The 24,351-nt window shown below is 56.3% G+C and carries 13 protein-coding genes; 1 reads left to right on the top strand and 12 read right to left on the bottom strand.

The features are described 5' to 3' along the window. Positions 1 to 42: 42 nt before the first annotated feature. From B2R17_RS24895 to B2R17_RS24845, 11 genes are all read right to left on the bottom strand, one after another. The gene (locus B2R17_RS24895; protein ID WP_286766143.1) at positions 43 to 1,560 is read right to left on the bottom strand and encodes a hypothetical protein; all 1,518 of its coding nucleotides are present in this window, start codon (positions 1,558 to 1,560) and stop codon (positions 43 to 45) included. Between the two features lie 44 nt (positions 1,561 to 1,604). Continuing rightward, positions 1,605 to 2,831, bottom strand: a complete 1,227-nt coding sequence (locus tag B2R17_RS24890; RefSeq protein ID WP_286766148.1) for a pilus assembly FimT family protein — start codon at positions 2,829 to 2,831, stop codon at positions 1,605 to 1,607. A 17-nt stretch (positions 2,832 to 2,848) separates the two neighbouring features. Then, a complete protein-coding gene (locus B2R17_RS24885) occupies positions 2,849 to 4,075 on the bottom strand; it encodes a type II secretion system protein (RefSeq protein ID WP_286766142.1) in 1,227 nt (408 codons plus the stop codon). A gap of 47 nt (positions 4,076 to 4,122) precedes the next feature. Continuing rightward, positions 4,123 to 5,430, bottom strand: a complete 1,308-nt coding sequence (locus B2R17_RS24880) for a type II secretion system protein (RefSeq protein ID WP_286766141.1) — start codon at positions 5,428 to 5,430, stop codon at positions 4,123 to 4,125. Between the two features lie 147 nt (positions 5,431 to 5,577). Further along, positions 5,578 to 7,017 (bottom strand): type II secretion system F family protein, encoded by a 1,440-nt coding sequence (locus tag B2R17_RS24875; protein WP_286766140.1) that lies wholly within the window; start codon positions 7,015 to 7,017, stop codon positions 5,578 to 5,580. Positions 7,018 to 7,167: 150 nt separating this feature from the next. Beyond that, a complete protein-coding gene (locus B2R17_RS24870) occupies positions 7,168 to 7,527 on the bottom strand; it encodes a four helix bundle protein (RefSeq protein WP_008656673.1) in 360 nt (119 codons plus the stop codon). Positions 7,528 to 7,624: 97 nt separating this feature from the next. Then, positions 7,625 to 9,340, bottom strand: coding sequence for a GspE/PulE family protein (locus B2R17_RS24865; protein ID WP_008663704.1), 1,716 nt, complete (start codon positions 9,338 to 9,340; stop codon positions 7,625 to 7,627). Between the two features lie 119 nt (positions 9,341 to 9,459). Beyond that, on the bottom strand, positions 9,460 to 10,566 hold the full coding sequence (locus B2R17_RS24860) for a type IV pilus twitching motility protein PilT (protein WP_008656676.1): 1,107 nt from the start codon (positions 10,564 to 10,566) through the stop codon (positions 9,460 to 9,462). Positions 10,567 to 11,055: 489 nt separating this feature from the next. Next, positions 11,056 to 12,813 carry a GspE/PulE family protein gene (locus B2R17_RS24855; protein WP_007329384.1) on the bottom strand — a complete coding sequence of 586 codons (1,758 nt, stop codon included), beginning with the start codon at positions 12,811 to 12,813 and terminating at the stop codon, positions 11,056 to 11,058. 539 nt (positions 12,814 to 13,352) lie between these two features. After that, positions 13,353 to 14,468 (bottom strand): EAL domain-containing protein, encoded by a 1,116-nt coding sequence (locus B2R17_RS24850; protein WP_286766139.1) that lies wholly within the window; start codon positions 14,466 to 14,468, stop codon positions 13,353 to 13,355. 640 nt (positions 14,469 to 15,108) lie between these two features. Continuing rightward, complete coding sequence (locus B2R17_RS24845; RefSeq protein WP_286766138.1) at positions 15,109 to 18,231, bottom strand: vitamin B12-dependent ribonucleotide reductase; 3,123 nt, start codon at positions 18,229 to 18,231, stop codon at positions 15,109 to 15,111. 1,107 nt (positions 18,232 to 19,338) lie between these two features. Between B2R17_RS24845 and B2R17_RS24840 the strand changes: the two genes are divergently transcribed. Further along, the gene (locus B2R17_RS24840) at positions 19,339 to 20,949 is read left to right on the top strand and encodes a 2-isopropylmalate synthase (RefSeq protein ID WP_286766137.1); all 1,611 of its coding nucleotides are present in this window, start codon (positions 19,339 to 19,341) and stop codon (positions 20,947 to 20,949) included. A 602-nt stretch (positions 20,950 to 21,551) separates the two neighbouring features. Here B2R17_RS24840 and B2R17_RS24835 read toward each other — a convergent pair. Continuing rightward, entirely contained in the window at positions 21,552 to 23,081 is a 1,530-nt protein-coding gene (locus B2R17_RS24835; protein WP_286766136.1) for a S1C family serine protease, read from the bottom strand. Positions 23,082 to 24,351 lie beyond the last annotated feature (1,270 nt).

Below are 24,351 nucleotides of genomic sequence, written 5' to 3'. Positions count from 1 at the left end.
CATTACGAATAGAGAAGAGAGAGGGCAGAGGGGTTTCGCGACTCATTCGATTACCACCTCTGATTCGACTACCGACACAGCCCCACTGACAATCGTGCAGTAGGTATCGTCGATATGAGTTACATTGCCGCTTGATTCATCCTGAAAGGTCCAATCAGGACCGTCCAAAGTCACCGTGCGACGCCAGACTTCGGGGTTCGTGTTGCTGTCTGAATCATTCCAGCCAGCTCCAAAACCACCACCGTTAATGAATCCATACTGAGGCTCATCAACTCGCAATACTCGATACCACCGATGAACGGCTGGGCCTTGGGCGGACATACCAAGCGTCAACGGACCGCCACCGACTTGGTGTGGCTGGCGAGACAGCATCACCCATTCACCCGTGCGGATTTCGGAGTCAACGGAAGCAGAACCATAAAGTTCCACCTCACCACCGGCCCCGCCGACAAAACCAATCCAATTCCCAACCCAAGCGATTCGTTCGCTGCGAGGATTGTCATCCGAATCATCAACCGCATAACTGCGTTTCTGCAGTGCAAGCGGGTCATCCAGTCGCTGAGGCACTTCAAGGGAACGCTGGCGAACAACAACGATTGATTGGCGAAAACTGTTGCCACCCAAAAACGGTGGAACCAACGTCGCAAACCATGTGTACTCGCTCGAATTGGTCGTCCCTGAATCCGTCGTGACACCACTTGTCATCACTGTCTTAGTCAACAAAACCGAAGCTGGATCCGAAGGCTTGCTGCCATCAACCACTGACAGTCCACCTGAACCTCGAAAAACGTGTTCGGCATAGGCGCGACTGATGATCTGATGACGGTACACCGGAGTGGTTTCAGCAAACATCTCCGATCGCAATGTCGCTCTCCACATTCGCGGCGACATTGGAAACGGCATCTGTGGCCGGTTTGGTGGAACAGGGCCTGATGCGACTGGCCCATTGGACGCCCTGACCGGATCATTTGGAGGCGTGAGAATCTTGTACCGTTCGTTGTAGTAGGGAAATCGGCTGAAGTCATAAGCCGAATCGGTGTTGGCCGCTGCAGCGAAAGGACTCGCTGAAACGTCGTCCGCATAGTTCCCATTCGCCGGGGTGGACGGGCCAGCGAGCAATGTTCGAAGATCCGGCATCCCCAATGGGTCAATGCAAATCCCGGCCTGAATCCCCGCCTTCGAATCGGGATGACCATAACCAGGCGAGCTCAGTTTTTCCTTTTCTTCACTTGGAAAACCGCCAACAGTCATCGCGTCGCGAATCGACAGAACCTGACCGGTCAGCGTTTCACCTGGCGCTCCAGGCGAAGCCGAAACGGGTTTGTAGTAGATCACCAACTTATCAAGGTCATGAAACTTCTGGGCAGCACCGATCGCTGCTGCAGCGGTTGATTCACTGATGCTGCGATCCAACTCCATCGCTGACTTTGCATTATCAGATGCAATCGGAATTAAAGCAGCGAGACCCAACAGTCCTGTCAGGATGACCCCCATGGCAAACACTGTTTCCATTAGCGTCACGCCACCACGCAAACCACGAATTAAAGCATTTCGGTTCATAAGGTTGCGGCGCCGTGTTCGATTTTGGTTCAACGAATTCATCATCAGTTCGACCCCAAGTCACGAGCTTCGACCGCAGCCGTTCGAGCAGCTCCGATCACTGACCGAATTCGCAAACGCTGGTTGGCATTGTTGCTAGGTGGTCCCGGCGGAATCATCTGGGCCTGATTCACGAAAGGATTGGTCCATGACGACGCCACCACTTCACCATTGCGTGACTTAATGGTCACCCAAATACTTTCATCACTAAGCAACGGCGTTGTTCCGTCATCTGCATCATCCGCAAATGGTGAGCCGTCCGTGTCTTCGAGCTGGTCATTCGGATCCACCTTCAGGTCACCCGAACGGCCAACCAAAAAGTGAATGTCACCCAAGACCGGAAGTTCCTGCAGCAACAGAGCACCACTTACTCGCTGAGTTGCCAGCACTCGACTGACCTCTCCTCGTGCTCCAAACAAAATCCAAATCGAACCATAGTCAACGACTTGAGATCGATTCGTGGCAACGGTGAACGGCAACGCCGTTGAGTCGACATAGTTGCCCTCGATCTCCATTGGTGAAAACTCGTTGCCAAAGCGACCAATCCCAGAACTGGTCAGATCAATGGTTGCCCCCTGCGACAGCTCCGTCGGCATCGCGATCGCAGGCGTAGGCGATCGCAGAATACGGAACGGAACTTCTTGATTGTGAAAACGACGAAAATTTGAATTCGGCTCAATCCTCTGCAAAAACAACCTCACATCGCCTGTGCCAGTTAGGGAAATCCCTGTGATCTGGGCCGGCATACCATTGTCGCCGAGCTGGACAATATCGCCTGGATTGATGAGCGTCCGCTTGTTCGGACTAACGCTTATGTCCCGCGCGGAACGCAACAACTGAGATGCTTCGCCAGGCACCACCATCTCCAACGTGTCAAGCTCCACTCCACTGGGACCAAACCTCACGACTATTAGACCTCGAGTCCCTAAGCCTTCACCCGAATAGGGAGCTGGGGTCGTCGCAAAACGCATGCGAATGGCTTGGCTTCGATCGAGCGGGCCTCGTCCACCAATGCGGTCAATGATGATGCCACCGCCACCACCTGTCGCGATTGATCTTGCTCGTGCTTCTTCGATCACCGACTGAAACAACGTCGCCGAACGAGACACTTGCTGTTCACGAAGCGTATTCTTGATTGTTGGAAGAGCAATGCTGGTCAACAGGGTGATAATCGCGAGGGCAATCATCAATTCGACGAGCGTAAACCCAGCACGAAAAGCGACTCTTCTCATCTTTGCAATAAACATGATCAGAACCCCAATACTGGATAGATATTGTCAGCTGAATTGTCCGTCCTGTCTCCGTTGACATCAGAAACCGCGCCTAGTCGCTCAAGAAGCGGGCGTGGAGCATCCGCCCCAGTCCCTACGATGTTCAACGTGAAGAACGGATCAGGAAAGAAGACGGCTCGATCAAAACGCTGCAGGCTACCATCACGGGCGTCTGACATTCGCAGGTTCGCAAAATAGTCATCCCCAACGGTTTCACGACCAGTCCCAGGACCTGAGGTTACGAGATCAAACTCACCGTCACTTCCGGCGGACACAATCATCGGTCGCACCGCGTAGGTAAGCTTGTCGACCATGATGCTATTGTTGTTCGTCCTCGGATCAACCAAATCGTTGGTCGTCGACGCCAAATCGTAGTCGTACTCTGACCGATACCGGGGGTCCATTCGAAGCAAGTCCAATGGATCGTCTCCGCGATTGCGAATGATCGCCGCGAGTTCGCCTACTGTCGGCCAAGCGGTGGTATCAGATTCATCTGCCACCCAGCGGTTCTTCAAATAGAACCCCGTAGGCCAACGCATCCAAAGAAGTGGAACACCCCAGGAATCAACAATTTCTGGCATCCCATCTTCGTCTGTGTCTGCAATATCACGTGTCCTCAACTGCTTCAGCAACGGCTCTCCATCGAGTGTCGAAGACGCGAAGATTTGATAAAGGCATTCGGCACTTTGATGTTCTGGTGTCCAAAGATCCCAAGCCGCGGTCCACGTTCCAACATCCAGGGTCCGCATCACTCGTTGGCGATACCGCTGAGATGCGAGCAAGCGAGAATTCTCTGTAATTTCGGCCCACTGAACATTTCCCATGTTGTCGTCATTTCGACGGTAAGGAATACGCTGCACCGCGGTCGCACCCGTCCTTGACGACCCGACGTCCATATCTGCCTTGTTGTTTGGCAAGATCGCTCGCAGCCAGTCTCGCTTGAAAATCAGCTGAGCTTGACTCACAGCCTCTCCGTTTATCACGTTACCTGGCATGGCAACACGCCTTTGCGATTCGTCTTCGTAAAGTCGCAAGATCGAAAGATTCAATCGGTCGATCATTGCCTTCGCACGTGTGTCCTGAGCCTGTCGCTGGGCTCCGGACAAAGCGATCGCCACCATTCCGCTGATGACGCTGATGATCACGAATGACACCAGCACCTCAACCAAGGTGAATGCGTTGCGATTGGAAGTTTTAGAAAACATAAGAAAAGGCTTGGCCGAGTGGCGAATAACTGATGCGATAACAGGTTCTATGGAAGGTCCGAATCGAGTGTCGAAGTCGAGAAGTTGGTAACGTTGTCCAGCATTGGCCGAGTGGTGTACGGCGAAGACCCGCCCATCTTTTCGTAGGCATAACCGTCCTGATACCTATCAACACTCGACAGGTTTGCTGGCGTCCCGCTGATTGCAACCGGGAGTCCGAATGGGTTGTAAAACTGGCCAGTCGTGAACATTGGCAAGGCACTGAAATACGAATCCGATCCTTGCGGAACAAAGATCCCACCAAAATGGTTATCCCTTCCCGCTGAGACCAATTGAAAGCGTTTGGGCTCGACGAACTCGTAAGCTCCAGCAGCTACGACAGTCAGTCCGGCAAGCGTTGACTTGGGCGTTGTGTCTTGTTGAGCGGAAACAAACACCTGGGCTGCCCCCACATCTTGCAAGTCACCCGGTGGCGAATAGACATTCATCAAGTGTTTCGAACCGGCTTGCTGCCAACCCCAACTTCCTTGATCGGCACTGCCCAGCGCGTACTGATAGTTGTCCGCGGAGAAGTAAGCGACCGGCAACTCACTTACGCCAGGAAACGCGACTGGAAAGGGGTCCGGCAATTGAGCAAACCCCAAAGCATTTGCAACGCTCTCATCGTCGGAGTAGGCATATGGAGCGGCCAGCCCCAGCGGATTGAATGTCCCACTGCCATCGACAACGATGACGCTGTTCCGAGCCGAGCCAAAGTCGAAGAAGGCATTATCACGATCAGAATTAAACTGAAACAACTGGTAGTCAGTATCTGATGCGGTGGTCGGATAGCTGGCCGAGGCAACCAATGCCAACGGACCACCTTGTCCGGTGAATGGACGTTTCTTGTCACTGGAATAACCACCGAGACAAAACACCAATGCCTCCGCACGATCCATCGCGTGTGGATAGTGAGCAAACGCTGAACTAGTACGCGGATCGGTCACGCCGCTACCGCCGCAACGAGCCAACGAATCATTCACGTGAGTGAACTGGGCGAGGATCCGCAACTCAGTGTCGTTGATGTCTGGAAACGCTGTTCGAAAGTGACGCTCGACGTCTTTCCACTGATAGAAGTCGGGTGGGTAGTCACCGTATTTCAGGTTGTAAGCGGCCAGAGCTTGATCGATCACATCGATTTCCATTCGGATCGCTGTGTCGCGAGCAGTGCCAATCGCCCCGGTGATGGCCGGTATGAGGATCGCAGACAAGATGCCGATGATTCCGATCACCACCAGCATTTCCACCAGGGTGAAAGCAGAGCGGGTGGTGGGTGCCACGCGGGCGGGCTGATGGAGATTGGCTCGAGCGTTCATCGCTACTCTCGGAACGGGGAATGGTGCTGGCGGTTGTCCGTTCCACTCATGGAGCGAAACCGACGCGGTGCGGATGAGGTTGAAAAAGGTTTGTCTCGTCGGCCGACCGGCACTCTCGCGCCGGTCGGGCTGTTTCAATTTGGCTGCTTAACTCAAGCCCGAGATCAACTCGACCAATGGCATGAACAAACTGATCACGATGAAACCGACCGCGACCCCGAGGAACACGATCATCAATGGCTCCATCAACGCGGTCAGTGCGTCGGTCATGATCCGGACTTCTTCGTCATAGGTGTCGGCCACCTTGTAAAGCATCGTGTCGAGCTCACCGGTCTCTTCCCCGACGTCGACCATGTTCACCACGAGGTCATCCACCACGCGGCCTTTGATCTTCGTCAGGTAAAACAAAACACACAGCACAGCTCCACCGACAATCATGTAACTGGACATGAACGTCAGCATCTCGACCATGGTGCCGTCATCGAGCTTGCCGCCCTTTGCGGTCAACGCGACGCTCATGACCATGATGCCGGGGAACGATCCAAACAAAGCCCAGAACACCGCGGTCATCGGGTGGAAACCCAACACCGAGTACTCCTTCAACGGCTTGCTGATCACTTCCCCTTCGCGGATCTGGTTGCTGACCCCGGTGAACATTCGCTCGAACATGGCGTTGCCCGCCGTTTCTCGCGTGATGTTGAGGGCTTCCAAAATTGGCACACCGGAACTGATCAGTGTCCCCAGCGTCCTGGTTGTCCGAGCCAAGATGTTCTTTTCGATCAACGTGCCAAAGATGGGCACGCGGATGATGAACATGTCAAATCCAATCCGCCCCTGTTTGAATTTCCTCATCAGTTTGACCAGGATCAACGCACAGATCGGCATCAGGATCAGCAGGAACCAATACCCGGCGATGTAATTGCTCATCGCGATCAACAACACCGTCGGTGCCGGCAGATCCAACCCGAACTCGTCGAACATCTTTTCGAACGTCGGAACGATGAACAACATGATGAACGTCAGGATCAACGTCGCGACCAAGACCACGATGACCGGGTAGATCAACGCACCCTTGACCTTTCGCTTCAACGACTCAGCGGACTCGAGGAAGTCAGCCAAACGGTTGAGAATTGTTTCCAACGCACCACCGGCCTCGCCGGCTTTGATCATGTTGACGTACAGCCGACTGAAGACCTTCGGGCACTTTGCCATCGCCTCGGACAGCGTCGAGCCACCTTCGATCTCGTCGCAAACATCCATCAAGGCATTCTTGAGCTTGCCCGGTTTCTGGTTGCCTTCCAAGATCTTCAGGCTGCGCAGAATCGGCAGACCGGCGTCTTGCAAGATCGACAACTGACGCGTGAACGCGCAGATATGTTTGGTCTTGGCCCCGCCCATGGCGAAGGGCCGTTTCTTGCCACCCCCGGCCCCCGCGGCGCCGGCCGCTTGTTTCTTGACCGCGATTTTGGTGACGAAGTAGCCCATCTGACGGATGGTGGTTTGGGCTTCGTCCTCGTTGGCCGCATCGATTTCGTCCCGGATCTCTTGTCCGGTCGCGTCCATCGCTTCAAAGGTATAAGTCGGCATGGGATTGCTTCTTCAAGTGAAAAGGGCCGCAGGATCACAGGGCCACAGGCTTGGTTTTTGTAAAGCTACTAGCGGTTAGCTTCTAGCTTCTTCATTTGGAGTTGAGGTCATTGGTTGTTTACGCAAAGCGTTTGAATTTCGTCGTGGCACTCATTGCTTCGTGAGTTGTTGCTGACGGTTACTGATCAGTGCCTGCAACATTCTCGATATCTGTTTTGTTTCATCGATGAGCGATTCGGACTGCTGCGTGGACATCAATTTGACTCGAGTTGCGATGTAGAGTTGAGTTCGAAGTTCGGCACAGGAGCCTTTGGCGATGACGAGGAACCGAATAAAGTCTTTGGGTGTTCGCTCATAACCTTCTGCAATGTTGGAAGGAACGCTGACGGCACTTCGCTGCATCTGGTCCTTGAGTCCAAAGTCACGGCAATCGGATAAGAGTTCGTAAACTGAAACGGCCAATCGGCACCCTCGTTTCCAAACTTCCAAATCTTCAAACGTGCTCGCCATTCGCTCCTAAATCTTTGCCTCTCGGATTACTTCTTTTCGATCTACCTGCATCCTGAATCACTGTGGTCCTGTGACGCTGCGGCCCTTTCGCACTGCATCAACCATCAACCACTGTCTCTCGGACGATTTCGTCGAGGGTGGTGATTCCGTCGCGAGCCAGGCTCATGCCGAACTCTCGTAGGATCACCATTCCGTCGCTTTGGGCTTGGTCTCGCAGCTCATCCGTGCTGGCGTTGTGCATGATCATTTCGCGAATCGTGTCGTTGAGAACCATCAACTCAAACAACGCGATCCGGCCTTTGTACCCGGTGTTGTTGCACTTCTCGCATCCAACACCTTTGAAGTAGTCGGTCGCTTCGATCTCTTCGCGACTCATACCGAGTTCCATCAGCAGATCGCTGCTGACGCGTGTCTTTTCGCGACAACCGGTGCAGATTCGGCGAACAAGTCGCTGAGCCAAAATGGCCTCGACGGTCGCGCAAATCATGAAGGGCTGAATCCCCATGTCGGTCAGTCGCGTGACCGTGCTGGGCGAATCGTTCGTGTGCAGGGTGCTGAATACCAAGTGCCCCGTCAGCGCCGCTTGGATCGAAATCTCAGCGGTCTCCAAGTCGCGGATCTCACCGACCAGAATTGTGTCCGGATCCTGTCGCAAAATCGCTCGCAAACAAGACGCAAACGTCACACCCGCGTCGGAGTCGATCGGGATTTGAATGATTCCATCGATGTCATACTCCACCGGGTCTTCGGTGGTGATCAGTTTTTCGGAAATCTCATTGAGTTCGGACAAAGTCGAGTACAGCGTCGTGGTCTTGCCCGATCCCGTTGGCCCGGTGACCAACACGATTCCGTTGGGGCGATCGATCGCCGAGCGGAACCGCGACATCATGTCTTCGTCCATCCCGACATTGTCGAGCGACAGGTTCACAACCGAACGGTCGAGCACCCGCATGACCGTTGATTCACCGAAGATCGTCGGCAAAACCGAAACGCGAAGGTCGACGGGGTGACCACCGACCATCAGTTCGATCCGACCGTCCTGCGGCATACGACGTTCGGCGATGTCGAGGTTGGCCATCACCTTGATTCGAGTCGTAATGGCGAACGCGAGGTGACGTGGCGGCGGAACCATTTCGTAGAGCACGCCTTCGGATTTAATCCGGATGCGGAACTCGTCTTCAAACGGCTCGAAATGAATGTCCGATGCGTGGTCCTTGATCGCCAGCAACAACACCATGTTGAGCAGTTTGCGGACGGGAGCCGAATCGGCGAGTGCTTCCGCGTCGGTGATGTTGAACTTTTCGTTGTCCAACAAACTCGCGGCGGCTTTGAGCTCTTCGTCTTCGGCCAGTTCAGCGACCAGTTTCTCGACGCTTTCAGCTTCGCTGTCGTAGTACTTCGTGATCGTTTTGTTGACGTCCGCTTCGGTCGCGACCAAGATCTTGATCTCGTAACCAAGGAACGTCCGCAACTCGTCTTGGATGTTCAGGTTCTGAGGGTCACAAGTCGCGATGGTCAGCGTGTTGCCTTCGAACTGAATTGGCACGCAACGATAGAGCTGGGCCATCGTTTCGCTGATCTTCTCCATCACCTCTGGTTCCAACTTCGCGTCTTCCAGCGAAACCGTCTGCATCCCCATTTGCTCGGCGAGCGCCTGAACGAGCTGCTCGTCCGTGACCAACTGCATGTCCTCGGCGACTTTCCCGAACAGCGCACCAGGCTGCTGCTCTTGTTCGTCGAGCACAATTTGCAGTTGATCATCGGTGAGGAAACCGAGGTCAACGAGGATCTGTCCGATGCGACGTGGGGCCATGGATAGTGAGCTGGAAAGAGGCGCAGGGCCACAGGGCCACAGGAAACAAAATAAGGAACGGTCGAGCCAACTGACCCCAACACACTGTGCTGCTGTGGTCCTGTGGCCCTTTTCAACTTCTAATCTTCTTTAATCGGAATGGGCTCGTCGCCCAGACCTTGTCTTGCTTGAACGATTCGTTTGGCCAAGTCGTCGGGACGGTGGGCTTTCGCAAGCACGTCTTCCACCGAGACTCGGTCGCCTTTCCAGTGATTGAACAAGGCATCGTCCATCAACTGCATGCCGAACTTGGCACCGGTTTGCATCGATGAGTTGATCCGGAAAGTCTTGTTTTCACGAATCAGGTTGGCGATGCCGGGCGTCACGTTCAGCACCTCATATGCGGCACAACGACCGCCGCCAATCTTGGGCAGCAGCGTCTGAGCGACCACGCCGATCAACGTCGAAGCGAGCTGCGTTCGAATTTGATCCTGCAGGTTGCCGGGGAACGCGTCGATGATCCGGTTGACCGTGCCTTGAGCACTGTTGGTGTGCAGGGTGCCGAACACGACGTGCCCGGTTTCAGCCGCACTGATGGCCGCTTCGATGGTTTCGAGGTCGCGAAGCTCACCGACCAGAATCACGTCGGGGTCCTGCCGCAGAGCACGACGAATCGCCTCGGAGAAACTCGGCACGTCGACGCCGACTTCCCGCTGGTTGATCGTCGACTCTTTGTGTTCGTGATAAAACTCGATCGGGTCTTCGATCGTGATGATGTGGTGGTCAATGGTCTCGTTGAGCAAGTTGATCAGCGATGCCAGCGTCGTCGATTTCCCCGAACCCGTTGGCCCCGTCACCAGGAACAACCCACGTGGGCGGTGAACCATTTTGACGACAGCCTCGGGCAGACCGAGTTGCTCGGGTGTCAATTTGTCATTGGGGATCTGACGCAGCACCATCGAGATGAAGCCACGTTGCTTGAAGACAGAGACCCGGAATCGAGCCAATTCGCCAAACGCGAACCCGAAGTCGGTCGAGCCTGTCTCTTGCAGTTCACGCTGGCAGCGTTCCGGCGTGATCGATTTCATCAGCGCGACGGAGTCTTCGCCTTCGAGCGTTTTGGTTTCCAGCTTCCGCATGCGGCCGTGCAATCGAAACACGGGCGGCTGACCGACAACAATATGGATGTCGCTCACACCCTGCTTCACAGCAGCTTGCAGCAGTTTGTCGATCAGCACGGTGGCCATGGAAGACGCCTGACAATGAGTGGGAGGGCGTGAAGAAGAGAATAGGGGCCTTTTGCCTGGCCGGATTCCACTGGCGACTCAACCAACCAGCTCGACCGGCGTTCAAACCGGCCACTCCCCAGGTGATTCGCGAGAAAAGACGAGAACGAACCACGCCAGAGCAACCGGCATCCCGCCAGATCGTTCGGCAACGGGACATTGCGTCCCAGATGAGTCGCCCGACACGTGATTTCCCGTGCCAGACGGTGTCATTATGCGTGAAACAGCGTCAAAGGCAAAGAAAATCGCGTTGCGTAGCCAGAATGCGTACTATGCCGCCCCGATCAGGGCAAAAGACAATAGCCCGTCAGGGAGCAACTCACATGAAACCAACCGCTCGAGAACTTGCCTCGAAGGGAAGGCTGCACTTGCATCGCGATTCCAATCGCAGCAGGGACGCCCGCCCAACGCCAGGAAGGCCGCCGAAACGCCGCGATGTGCATCCGCGGCCTACAGCGACGAAAGCTCTTTCGCGATGTGACTGAGCGCGAGGGCCTCTTGCTCGGTCTTCTTCGCCACGCGATAGACCTCGTCGAAGGTCGTGATCCCGCGAATGACCTTGAGCATGCCATCGGCGTAAAGCGTTGACATACCGTTCTTTATGGCCTCTTCGCGAATCGTTTTGGTCGTCGTCCCTTTGAACATCAATTCGCGGAGCTTGTTGTTGATCAGCATCAACTCGTAGATACCGATCCGGCCGCGGTAACCCGTCCGGCCGCAGTAGGTGCATCCCTTGCCCTTGCTGAACTCGGCCTGAGCGAGCATCTCTGGTGGGATTTCGGAATCCTCGATGACGCTCTGTGGCGGCTGATAGCGGACCTTGCAACGAGGACAAATCGTCCGCACGAGCCGCTGTGCCAGCACCGCGATGACGGAACTTGCCACCATGTAGGATGGTACACCGATGTCCACCATCCGTGATATAGCACTGGGCGCATCGTTCGTATGCAGGGTACTGAAAACCAAGTGTCCAGTCAGTGAAGCCTGGATTCCCATCGATGCGGTCTCGTGATCTCGCATTTCCCCGACGAGAATGATGTTGGGGGCTTGCCGCAACATGGCTCGAATGATGCGAGCGAAGTCGAGCCCGATGTTGTGTTTCACTTCGACTTGGTTGATACCGGGCAGGTAGTATTCGACCGGGTCTTCCGCCGTAATGATCTTGCGGTCAGGCCGATTCAACGCGTTGAGCGAAGCGTACAGGGTGGTGGTCTTCCCGGACCCGGTTGGGCCCGTCACCAACACGATCCCGTTGGGCCGGCGAATGAGCGAGTTGAAGTTCCGGAAGTCACGCTCGGACAAACCGAGCTGCCGGGTGCCGACTTTGATGTTGTCCTTGTCCAGCAGCCGCATCACGCAAGACTGGCCGTGGTTGGTCGGAATGATGCTGACCCGCAAATCGAGCTGCTTGTCGCCGACGGTGATTTTGATCCGCCCGTCGGTGGGGCGTCGCTTCTCGCTGATGTCGATCTTGGACAGGATCTTGATCCGGGCGATGATGGCCGAAAGCATCCGTCGGGGGGCTGCTTCTCGCTCGACACAAACGCCGTCAATTCGATAACGGATTCGAACGCGGTCCTCAAAGGGCTCGACGTGAATGTCGCTGGCCCGCAACTGGACTGCTTCGGCAATCATCAGGTTGACCAGCCGGATGACGGGGGCCGAATTGTCGTCGACGGTCTCTTCCCCCCCGCCAGAGTCTGATTCGGTTTCGGTGAAGTCGATGGCCGTGTCGGTGAACTCTTGCAACATCGAGTCAGCCGATTCACCTTCGACCTGACCGTAGTACTGGTTGATCGCCCCGTTGATGGCTTCTTTGGGGGCCAGGGCCGTTTCGATTTTCCGGTTGAGAATGAAACGCAGCTTTTCGATCGTTTCGAGGTCAAACGGGTCGGCGATCAAGATGGTCAGGGCGCCGTCTTCTTCTTTGAACGGCAGCACCGTGTTTTCTCGAGCGACCGATTCGGGCACCAATTCGATGACGGTTTCGCTGATCCGCTCGCTGCGGAGGTCGACAAAGGGGATTTTGTGGAATTTTGCCAAGGCCATCCCGACTTCTTCGGGACTGGCGTATTCCATTTTGATCAAGACATCGCCAATGTCCGCGCCCGTGTTTTTGGCGACTTCTTCGGCTTCGGACAGCTGATCGAGACTGATGACGCCCTGTTGGAGCAGCAAATCGGTGAAATCTTGCATCGTCCGGCTCATGGTGAATTCCTTCGTCGACAGAAAAGCGTTGCCAGCCGGGACCGCGCAAAAGGGCGCCCGGCGACGTGATCTTAGGATATCACGAGGATGACGGGCAGGTTGTGGAAAACTTCGCTTGGTTCCGACTTCGCTGGACTAGGCGGCGAGAGAGGGCGGTGGCGAGGGAGCGCAGTGGCGTGGTGCTGGGCGATGGGGTTGCGCGTGAGGGTGCGCGTGACTCGGTGGGGGACCACCGAGCTACAGGTTGGGTTTGTGTACTCCATCGAACGGAGTCGATGGGCGACTTTGGACGCTGGCAGCAGAGTAGAACCATTGTCCCCAATTGTTCCGTCTGGCGGCTCGCCGTCGGGAAGCAGTGTGACATCGATTCAAAGTTCGCACCGTTTGTGCCAGGCTTCTCGGCGACTAGAATTTGGCACGCGAACAGCTGAGGACACCGGTTCGCTCTTCTGTGGCACGGTGGTCTCCACCGTGAGTCCGCGCGAGGGTGCGTTCGGCTCGCTGGGGGCCCCAGCGAGCTACAGGTTGAACGCGGGCGATCAGGCGGGGGCGGGGCGGCCGTAGTAGAAGCCTTGGGCCAGGTCGAAACCGATTTCTTGACAAGCTTCGGCTTCCTCGATCGTTTCGATCCCTTCGGCCAACGCGGAAATATTCAGATCCTGAACCATGCTGACGAGCGAGCGAAGCATCCGCATGCGGTTGTCGTCGGCGACGCTCAAACCTCGAATCAGCCCAATGTCGAATTTGACGTAGTCAGGCCGAGCCTCGACCAATTCAGCCAAACGGGCTTGGCCGGCACCAAAGTCGTCGTAGGCCAAACGGATGTCCAGTTCCTTCAGCGTGGAATGCAGACGCTGCATTTGCTTGGGATTGGTCACGGCCGACTCGTGGATTTCCAGCACAATCTGGGTGTTCGATGCCATCGACCGAACCTTGCACAGCGAGTCAATCAGCGACTGGCCGTCTTCCATTTCTTTTGGATGCGTGTTGACGAACAAGGTCGGTGAATCCGGAAGCTCGCGGCCGACCCGGAGTCCTTCCCAACGTAGCAACCGACTGAGTTCCACTTCCAAGTTCAATTGCTCAGCGGCCTGGAACATGGCTCCGACCGATTCCAATCCGAACACGCTGCCGCGACCGAGGATTTCGTACCCGATCATTCGTGCACCCACCAAAGTCACGATGGGCTGGAAGTGCGGGCGCACGAGTCGCTGGCTCATCAAGCGATCAAACTGCACCAACGCGAGGGCTTGGTCGCAAACGTTTTCTGAAATCGTTCCCGCGGTCACCCCGGTGGGAGATTGGCGTCGCACTCGGAACGGTGCTTCGGCGAAGTGAATCAGGTCTTCGTCGCCCACCAAAACGGGTTCGGTGACGCGTTTGCCGTTGAGGTACGTGCCGTTGGTGCTTTCGAGATCGCGCACGATCAGCTTGCTGTCTTCGATCTTCAGTTCAGCGTGGTTCCCACTGACAGTTCGGAACTGCAGCTTCATCGCGACGCCGGATTTTCGACCCACGATGAACGGCTCTTGATCGATCGGTGTGTGCTGCAGCGTGTCGCCGGGACCCATTGGACCGGACAGAAACCACACGTCCTCATGGACGCAGGTGCTGCGACGAAGTCGGTCGATGGGAAGGCTATCAACGGAAGCCATGACAACAATTTCGTGGAGGAACGTGGGATAAAGGAGCGGGCTCAGAGGGGCAGGACCTCGCTCTGCTGCAAAGCTAGGTCACGACTTGTGAACAAAAACATCGTGGTCGTGAATTTCGCACGATTTCTAGCGGATGTATTCACGAAGACGACAGGCTGCACGTCATTGCGTTCTGAGTGAAACGATTGTGCGGGCTGGCAGGATGACGCCAGGTTGCTGGCGTGGACGCCTGCAGGCTTGGGGAGATCTGATAGGGATAGGGAACTCCGGTTGAGCAGGATTCCCTCCCTCGAAACCGTACGTGCGGTTCCCTAACAGGCTTGGCCGAATCGAGTTCACAATACAGTTACGGACTGCTCATTCGCTTTTGATTGCTCTCCACCCTTTCGGTTGAAAACGCGGGTACCATCAGCTACGGGGCGGTAACGAATTCCCCGATCAGGACTTTCACCTGACAATTCAATCGCCTTTGCAGGCGCACTAGCACGGTGGTCTCCACCGTGAGTGCGCGAGGTTGCGCTCGGCTTGCTGGGGGCCCCAGCAAGCTACAAAGGTTGACTACCAATGAAAAAAGGCCGGCTTCTTTCTTGCGAGAGAAGCCGGCCTTTGGATGTCATTCAGCGATCACGAACGAGTTCGCTCAGCTGCAGCCCATCGAGTTGCCGCAGTTGTGGCACAGATAACAGTTGCCGTTGCGGACTGTGATGCTGCCGCAGTTGTCGCAGCTAGGGGCATCCGTCTGGAACCGCGAGAACTGGTCGGCTTGCCCGCCCAATCCATCAACGGCTGGTTGAGCTACCGCACCGTCGGACGATCCACCGCTGGACTGGCCATTGGAATGCCCGTTGGTCGCGGAACCATTGCTGGCTCCGTTCTGCAGACTGGCCAACAATGTGGCTCGTTCCACCAAAGCCACCGCGGCACCCGCGTCGGCTCGCAACTCAGCCATCACGGGGCTGTTGTTGTTCGCCGTTGCTCCCGCGGGAGCGGTTGTCATGTCGGGACCGTTGCCGCCTGTCGTGGTTGCACCTTCCGCGTTGGGGTACTGGTCGTTGCCAGACATGAAGGTGATGCCTAACCAACGAGCGATGTAGTCGACGACGCTCTTGGCGATGCGGATGTCCTTGTTGGACGTGTGCCCCATCGGCTCGAAACGAGTGTGACTGAACTTGTTGACAATCACTTCCAACGGCACGCCGTACTGCATCGCAATCGACAGTGCGGTGCCGAAGCTGTCCATGATACCGCCGATCGTCGACCCTTCTTTGGCCATCGTGATGAACATTTCACCCGGACGTCCATCAGGATACAAACCGACGCACAAGTAACCTTCGTGCCCAGCGATGCTGAACTTGTGGGTCAAGCTTTGACGTGTGTCAGGTAAACGCTCGCGACGTGGCTTGTAGACGATTTTCTCGACTGTTTCGACCTTCGCGGCTTCGGCTGCATCAGTCGCTTTTTGTTCATCGGACTTGGTGTTCAAAGGTTGCGACTGCTTGCTGCCGTCACGATAAATCGCGATGGCCTTCAGCCCCAATTCCCAGCCCCAGAAGTAAGCGTCCGCGATGTCTTTCGGGGTCACATCGGTGGGCATGTTGACCGTTTTGCTGATCGCACCGGACAAGAACGGCTGAGCCGCGGCCATCATGGTGATGTGAGCACGCCAGCCGATGCTGCGAACACCGTTGGCTGGTTTGAACGCACAATCGAACACGGCCAAGTGCTCGTCCTGCAAACCAGGAGCACCTTCGATGGTGTCGTTGGCATCGACGTACTTCAGAATCTCTTCGATCGTGTCGGCGTCGTAGCCGAGCGTCTTCAAGCCGAGCTTCACGGTTTGATTGACGATCTTCAACATCCCGCCGCCGGCGAGCTGCTTGTATTTCACGAGTGCGATGTCGGGCTCGATGCCGGTCGTGTCGCAGTCCATCATGAAGCTGATCGTGCCGGTCGGTGCCAGCACGGTCGCTTGTGCGTTGCGGAAACCGTACTTCTCACCGATTTCCAACACACCGTCCCACAATTCGCGAGCGGCTTCTTTCAGTTCGGCTGGTCCGTCATCGTTGATTTGATCGCACGCGTCACGGTGCATTTGCATCACGCGAAGCATTGGTGCTTCGTTTTCAGCGTAACCGTCGAACGTTCCGACAACGCTGGCCAGTTCCGCACTGGTGCGGTTGGCTTCGCCGTGCAGCAACGCTGTCAACGAACCGCACATACCGCGGGCCGCGTCGCTGTCGTAGGGCAAACCAGCCGTCATGACGACGCTGCCGAGGTTCGAATAACCAAGCCCCAACGGACGGAACTTGTGGCTGTTCCGAGCAATAGGCTCGGTTGGGTAACTGGCGTGGTCGACCAAGATTTCTTGAGCGATGAAGAACGTGCGGCAAGCGGCACGGAAACGTTCGTGATCGAACGATCCATCCTGCTGGACGAACTTCATCAAGTTGATGCTGGCCAGGTTACACGCGGTGTCATCCAGGAACATGTATTCCGAGCAAGGGTTCGATGCGTTGATCGCTCCGCTGTTCGGGCACGTGTGCCACTTGTTGATCGTCGTATCGTATTGCACGCCAGGGTCGCCGCAGTGCCAAGCGCACTCGGCCATTTTGTTGAGCAACTCTTTGGCGACGTAGCTCGGCGGCTCGGTGGTCGGTTTGTCGGTGATCCAACGCGTTTGGAAGGTTTCGTTCTTGCGAACCGCTTCCATGTAGTCGTCGGTCAAACGAACTGACAGGTTAGCGTTTTGGAAACAAACGCTGGCGTACGCCTCGCCGTTGAAGTTCGAATCGTAACCTTCGCGAATCAACGCGTGAGCCTTCTTTTCTTCGGCCCATTTGCACTCGATGAACTCGAGAATATCTGGGTGCCAGACTTTGAGCGATTGCATCTTGGCCGCACGACGAGTCTTGCCGCCCGATTTCACGACGCCAGCGATGGAGTCATAGACACGCATGAAGGACAGTGGGCCCGATGGCGTTCCGCCACCCGACAATTTTTCGCGTTGGCTGCGGATGGTGGACAAGTCGGTTCCCGTTCCGCTGCCGAATTTGAACAACATCGCCTCGCTGCACGCCAGACGCATGATGTCTTCCATATTGTCATCCACCGACTGGATGAAACAGGCTGACCCTTGTGGGTATTCGTACGGGTTGTCGGGCTGGGCGGTGGTGTTCTCGGTGCGATCCCAGTGCCAGTTGCACATGTCGCCTTCGACGTCGTACTGAGCGTGCAGACCAACGTTGAACCAAACGGGACTGTTGAACGCACCGTGCTGGTGCAGGCACAACCAAGTCAGGTCGCGGTAGAAACGCTCGCCGTCTTCAGGAGTGTCGAAGTAACCGTCAGCCAATCCCCAGTCGCTGATCGTGCGGGTGACGCGGTGGATCAGTTGACGGACGCTGCGTTCGCGTTCGTCGGTGTTTTTAGGGTCGCCGTAGAAGTACTTCGAAACGACGACGTTGGTCGCCAATTGGCTCCACGAAGCCGGGACCTCGCAATCGGTTTGCTCGAACAAAGCGTTGCCCGATTCGTCTTTGATCGCGGCCGAACGCAGATCCCAGGCGGTGGTGGCGAACGGGGTGCGTCCGTCGTCAGGGCAGAACTTTGATTCAATCTTCAGGCCGGCGCGATCGCCTCGCAGGGCGGTGCCGAACTTCTCGCGTGCATACTCGACGCCATGCTCTGAATCGACCTTTTCCAAGGCAGGGTCATTGGCGGGGAGACGGGAGGTGGCGTTCGACTCGGGCAGAACAGTGGACATAGCGTGTCACAAACTCCTTAAAGAGATCGTCCGTGGACGGTGCACCGGGTGTTGCCGTTCGCGGTCCTCGCGAAACAACCGATTCCGTCAAATTAGAAATGAGAGCTGGCAGTCGCCACTGAGTGCTGCTTCCGTGAGCGAAACGAGCTACCGCGTGGTCCATGAAGTCGATATCGGATCATTGATCGTCAAAATCGATGCAAAGTGATTTGCTATCACTACCGGTAGTGGTTTCCATGCCGTCGAGGCACTACATGTGGGCGACGGCGGGAATATTAGAGGTTCCCAGGATTGTGTCAATCTCGATTTTGAAACTGTCGTAAACAACGACCAGCAATTGGTTTGCGCGCGACCCTCAAATCAGACACTAGGCATCCACCTCCCCATTACCGCTGACGTAAAGCTCGCTGTGGTGAAGAGTTAGTGAATCTCCTGAGAAGACATCCCGACCTCGTGGAAAACTTGTCGGCAATCAAAATTTTCTTCTCATCACGCACCAACTACCGGGTCACTTAGGACGATCGCAGAAGGTGGGTAAGAGGTAGTGGAAAGGGGGCCACAGGGCCACAGGGCCACAGGGCCACAGGGCCACAGGGCCACAGGGGCTCAGGGGCTCAGGGGCTCAGGGGCTCAGGGGCTCAGGGGGTGATTGCAAATTGGTCATTGCAAATTTGGAATTGGGATCTGGGGAGTGGTTGGGGTGTTTTGACGATCCGGTCTTTGGTCGCGAGGTCTGCACCGAATGCCTTTTGCAATTTGCATTGAACAATTTGCACTTTGCAATGAAGACGCACTCCCCTGTGGCCCTGAGTTCCTGGGGCCCTTTCCCACTTCACGCCTTGACCAGCGTGGCGGGATCCGATTATCGTCAGATCCATGAGCGGACAACTTTGCCTCCTACTGAATCTCGACCTCGGCCTTCTAGCGAACGGCCTGAGCGGATTCGTGGTGGACGCCTGACGGCGGTTGTCTCAATTTTCCATCGAATGAATTTGCCCGGGCCGCACTTGCCGCGACTCGGGTTTTTTTGTGCCCGAATGCATGTGCGGCGGGTGCGATTCCGGGGCTCCGAAGTTTATCTTCTTCCCTTTCCGAGATTGCAGTCCCATGTCTGACCAACCGACACCTGATGCCATGACCCAGTCCGCCGAAGCCTCGTCCTCTGACAACGTGGCCACTCGCCAAATTCGAATCTTCGACACCACGCTGCGTGACGGCGAACAATCGCCTGGTGCCAGCATGAACTTGGCGGAGAAGCTCGAGGTCGCTTCGGCTCTGGTCGATTTGGGTGTCGACATCATCGAAGCTGGTTTCCCAATCGCCTCCCCAGGTGACTTCGAATCCGTCCGGCAAATCGCCACCACCGTTCGCGGTGCCACGATCTGCGGGTTGGCTCGCTGTGCTGAAAAGGACATCGATCGAGCATGGGAAGCTTTGAAGACCGCCCCGCAGGCTCGCATTCACGTGTTCTTGGCAACCAGCGCCATTCACCGCGAATTCAAATTGCGGATGACGCCGGACGAGATCGTTGAACGTGCGGTCGCGGGAGTTCGCCGTGCCGCTTCGCACTGCGACGATGTGGAGTTCTCGCCCGAAGACGCGTGTCGGACCGAGCACGATTTCTTGTGCCGCGTGGTCGAAGCCGCGATCGATGCGGGAGCCACCACGATCAACGTGCCCGACACAGTCGGCTACACCACGCCAGGTGAAATCTACGACCGCTTCAAAATGTTGCGGGACCGGGTGCCGAACATGGACAAAGCCGTCTTGAGCACGCACTGCCACGACGACTTGGGCATGGCGGTCGCCAATTCGCTGGCCGCGGTCGACGCGGGTGCCGGACAGATCGAATGCACGATCAACGGCATAGGTGAACGAGCCGGCAATGCGGCGCTCGAGGAATTGGTGATGGCGATGAAGACTCGCCAGGACTTCTATCACTGCCAAACGAACATCAATTCCAAACGATTGGTTCCCGTCAGTCGTCTGGTCAGCAAGACAACCGGCATCAATGTGCAACGCAATAAAGCGATCGTCGGTCGCAACGCGTTCGCGCATGAGTCCGGCATTCACCAAGACGGGATGCTGAAGGAACGCACCACGTATGAAATCATGTCGCCCGAAGAAGTCGGATTCACCAAAACCGATTTGGTCCTCGGCAAGCACAGCGGACGCGCCGCGTTGGCCGACCGAGCCAAACAGTTGGGCATGACGTTGACCGGGGAACAATTGCAAGAAGTCTTCGAGGCCTTCAAGGAACTCGCCGACAAGAAGAAAGAGATCTATGACGGTGACATCGTCGCGTTGGTCCAGCAAAAGATCAGCGAAACGGTTGCTCCGGAATGGACACTCGTTGATTACGAAGTCACCAGCGGCAAGAACCAAACACCAAACGTGCGAGTCACCCTGCGTCGCGACGACCAGGACTTCACCGAGCAAGTTGCACAGGGTGATGGACCGATTGATGCGGCGTTTTGGGCGGTTGAAAAGATCACAGGCATCCAAGTCGTCTGCAAAGACTTTCGAGTCCGCAGTGCGACGCTGGGCCGTGACGCGATCGGCGAAGTCAACTTGGAAGTCGAGCACGAAGGCAAGACTTATCGCGGGACCGGCGTGAGCACGGACAGTGTCGAGAGTACGATCTTGGCCATGCTCAACGCGATCAACCGCATCGTCGCGGGCGTCGCCTCCGACCCCGGCGAGCTGCCCCAGCCCTGATCCGCCATCCCAAGTTCCACGTAACTCACTGGGGCTGTCCAGCGAGCCAATCGCAACCGTAGCTCACTGGGGCCCTCCAGTGAGCCGAGTGCACGTTCACGTTGGGGACCACCGTGCTACAGGTTGGCTGACCTCGCCGTTTGCGATCCAGGTGGACGGGCCGTTTCTGCTCGCGACATGATGGATGCTCACGCGTGAATGGATGCGACGCGGACTAGCATTCCAGAGCAACTGGACGGAACAATTGGGGACAATGGTTCTACTCTGATCCACACGCAACCGTAGCTCACTGGGGCCCCCCAGTGAGCCGAGCACAAATTCACGGTGGGGACCACAGTGCTACAGTTGGCTGATCTCGCCGTTTGCGATCCAGGTTCTCGGGCCGTTTCTGCTCGCGACATGAAGGATGCTCACGCGTGAATGGATGCGACACGGACCAGCATTCCAGAGCCACAGGACGGAACAATTGGGGACAATGGTTCTACTCTGGCATCACACGCAACCGTAGCTCACTGGGGCCCTCCAGTGAGCCGAGCGCAAATCCACGGTGGGGACCACCGTGCTACAGTTGGCTGACTGCTACGGGATGGCTCGCTTGGACGCTAGCGATCCAAATTTTCGGGTCGTTTCTTTAGCGTCACCTCGACCGTCATCGGTTCGCCATCGCGGGTCAGCTCAACGTTCAACAACGTTCCCTGCCCCAGATTCGCGATCAGACGCATCAGGTGACCAACATCGCTGACTCGAACGCCATCGATCTTCAAAAGGATGTCGCCGATTCTCAAACCAGCGATGGCGGCGGGAGAATCTTCCCCCGTCACGCCTGAGATCAACGCACCTCGGACGCGTAAGTCGTCGCCGCGGTGCATCGAGTCGGGAACTTCCGACAACAGCACTCCGAGCCATCCACGTTCGACCTTGCCCGTTTCACGGATGCGGTCGTAGATCTGGCGAGTCACGTTGCTGGGGATCGAAAAGCTGACGCCTTGATACGTGTCGCCCACGATCGCGGTGTTGATGCCGATCAACCGCCCGCGAGCGTCGACGAGCGGACCGCCGCTGTTACCTGGATTCACGGCCACATCACTTTGCATGAAGTCTTGGTATCGAGCACTGGAACCATGTTGAACGCCAGCCCGCACGACGCGGTGCTTGCCACTCAGGATTCCAAACGTGATCGTCCGGTCCAGACCAAACGGGCTGCCGACGGCCCACACGGGTGAACCGACACGCAGCGCATCGCTGTCTCCCCAGGCAATCGGGATCAATCCGTCCGCGTCGACTTTTAGCACCGCCAAGTCAGTGGGCATGTCGCTGCCGACCAATGCGGCGGGCAGCCGACGACCATCGCTGAGGGTCACGCTGATCGCGATGCCATCGGCGATCACGTGACGGTTGGTCAGGATATAGCCACCTTCGTCGATCACCACGCCGCTGCCTTGATCCGACAGCGTGTAGCTATCTTCGCCTAGCAAACGTTGCAGATTGCGATCCTCTTCCGAAACAGAACGCTCCACGTCGATGTGGACCACGGTGGGCCCGACCGCGGACGTGACCATTTCGTAGGCTCGGCTGAGCGAATCCAACGACACGTTGCGAAGACCTTCGACGCCGGTTTCGTTTTCCGCACGCATTTCACCGCGGTGCCAGGCATAGCGAATCTCTTCGACAATGTGTGGGACGCTGTAGCGAGCGAGCAACAACATCAACGCCATCGTGGCCAGCAACGTCAGGCTTTGCAGGATCGGATGCGGCTGCACTGCAGTTTGGCTGCGTTCTGATTCAGAACACCGGTCCGAAACAGGTGGCTTGGAGATCGGTGGCGGTGGTCCGTCAAATTTTTCATCCTGACGCAAATTCGCCGGCAGCGATTCGTTACTTGCCGCGTCAGCTCCACTCGGACTTGAATCGTCTGGCTTCACCGACTCGCGGTTTTCCGCCTCACCATTTTCCGCGGATCCGAACCACTGCGTACCCATCCCATCTTTGGCCGCATTCAACATGGCGGCCTCGGCGTCTTTGTCAGATGAAAAAACCGAGGGCACGGGGATCGGAGTGATCCCATCGAGCGACATCGGTTCGTCGGAGGGTTTGTCGGTTCGCATGGCCACATTTCCAAAAGGAAGACGCATTCGGCCGAAACCGAAAGCGAGGAGGTGCTGGTCCCCGTGGGAGAGATGCATTCAGGATGGAGATTGATTGTAGCGACCCGACGAAGCGAGACCGTAACAATTTTGTGTCCGACCCGTTCACAGAGGGGTGCGAGGGAGCAAACCGGGGCCGATCACAGCGATTTTTGCGGCTGAAAGGGCACATTCTCGTGCGGAGACGGTCGGAGCAATCTTTTCGTGGGCATCCGTCGGTTTTCAAACCTAAACTTGCTGCGCGCGTTCGATGCGCGGTCAAATAAATTCGACCGAAAAGAGGTCCAAGAAATTGGACTCGATTCCTGCATCCGTTGCTTTGCCGTTAGCCGGAGCAACCCTGCTGTCCCGAACGCGAAAACACCGACTTGCGACCATTGTGGAAAGATTCCACCGCATGGTCTTGTGGAATGTCCGATATCTAGGTGTGTCCCGGACACCGATTGCCTCCCAGCAAGGTTTGCCCAACGCAAACAAGTGGTTCCACGGACGACCAATTTAAAACCAAACCTTCCATGGAGATTCCCTATGAGCCGTTTCCTCGTTCCTGCCGTTTTGGCCTTGGCTGTCGTCGCTTGTAACGTTCAAGAAGCAAGTGCTTTCGGACACCTGAAGTCGTTGTTCGGCGGATGTGACAGTGGCTGTGACGTCGCTTGCGAACCAACTTGCGGTTGCGAGCCAATCTGCGAACCAGTTTGTGGTTGCGAAGTTGTCGAACCTTGCTGTGCACCAAAACAAGGCTTGCTTCAGCGTTTGTTCGCTAAGAAGCACGGTTGCGACGCTTGCTGCGAGCCAGTTTGTGAGCCTGTCTGCGGATGTGAGCCAGTTTGCGAACCAGTTTGCGGTTGCGAAGTTGTCGACCCTTGCTGCGACAGCGCACCTTGCTGCGATCGTCCTGTAATGGGCTTGTTCAAGAAGCTGTTCAGCCGCAAGAACGCTTGCTGCGACAGCGGATGCGACATCGTTGAGCCAACTTGCGGTTGCGAGTACATCGAGCCTTCCTGTGGCTTCGAAGCACCAGCTTGCGGTTGCGGACACTGATCCGAAGAACCCAACACTGACTCAAATGACTCGGTTCGTGTACGAAGCCACGAACTGAGTCACCCTTGAGATTCCGATTGCCCTCGCGTTTGAAACTTCGGTTTTGAATGCGAGGGTTTTTCTATGCGCGCTCGCAAACACTCAGAAGCAAACCACCCCAGCGCACCGTTTGGTCATTCATCAAATCGGATCGACTAAGCAACGCACGGTGAATAAC

It is taken from the genome of Rhodopirellula sp. UBA1907 (assembly GCF_002337565.1).
Lineage (GTDB): Bacteria > Planctomycetota > Planctomycetia > Pirellulales > Pirellulaceae > Rhodopirellula > Rhodopirellula europaea.
This window is presented reverse-complemented; position numbering and strand designations above follow the sequence as displayed.

Bases quoted from the DNA above. Each gene is read 5' to 3' on its own strand.
- B2R17_RS24895 (WP_286766143.1), bottom strand. From the start codon at position 1,560: ATGAACCGAAATGCTTTAATTCGTGGTTTGCGTGGTGGCGTGACGCTA.
- B2R17_RS24890 (WP_286766148.1), bottom strand. From the start codon at position 2,831: ATGAGAAGAGTCGCTTTTCGTGCTGGGTTTACGCTCGTCGAATTGATG.
- B2R17_RS24885 (WP_286766142.1), bottom strand. From the start codon at position 4,075: ATGTTTTCTAAAACTTCCAATCGCAACGCATTCACCTTGGTTGAGGTG.
- B2R17_RS24880 (WP_286766141.1), bottom strand. From the start codon at position 5,430: ATGAACGCTCGAGCCAATCTCCATCAGCCCGCCCGCGTGGCACCCACC.
- B2R17_RS24875 (WP_286766140.1), bottom strand. From the start codon at position 7,017: ATGCCGACTTATACCTTTGAAGCGATGGACGCGACCGGACAAGAGATC.
- B2R17_RS24870 (WP_008656673.1), bottom strand. From the start codon at position 7,527: ATGGCGAGCACGTTTGAAGATTTGGAAGTTTGGAAACGAGGGTGCCGA.
- B2R17_RS24865 (WP_008663704.1), bottom strand. From the start codon at position 9,340: ATGGCCCCACGTCGCATCGGACAGATCCTCGTTGACCTCGGTTTCCTC.
- B2R17_RS24860 (WP_008656676.1), bottom strand. From the start codon at position 10,566: ATGGCCACCGTGCTGATCGACAAACTGCTGCAAGCTGCTGTGAAGCAG.
- B2R17_RS24855 (WP_007329384.1), bottom strand. From the start codon at position 12,813: ATGAGCCGGACGATGCAAGATTTCACCGATTTGCTGCTCCAACAGGGC.
- B2R17_RS24850 (WP_286766139.1), bottom strand. From the start codon at position 14,468: ATGGCTTCCGTTGATAGCCTTCCCATCGACCGACTTCGTCGCAGCACC.
- B2R17_RS24845 (WP_286766138.1), bottom strand. From the start codon at position 18,231: ATGTCCACTGTTCTGCCCGAGTCGAACGCCACCTCCCGTCTCCCCGCC.
- B2R17_RS24840 (WP_286766137.1), top strand. From the start codon at position 19,339: ATGTCTGACCAACCGACACCTGATGCCATGACCCAGTCCGCCGAAGCC.
- B2R17_RS24835 (WP_286766136.1), bottom strand. From the start codon at position 23,081: ATGCGTCTTCCTTTTGGAAATGTGGCCATGCGAACCGACAAACCCTCC.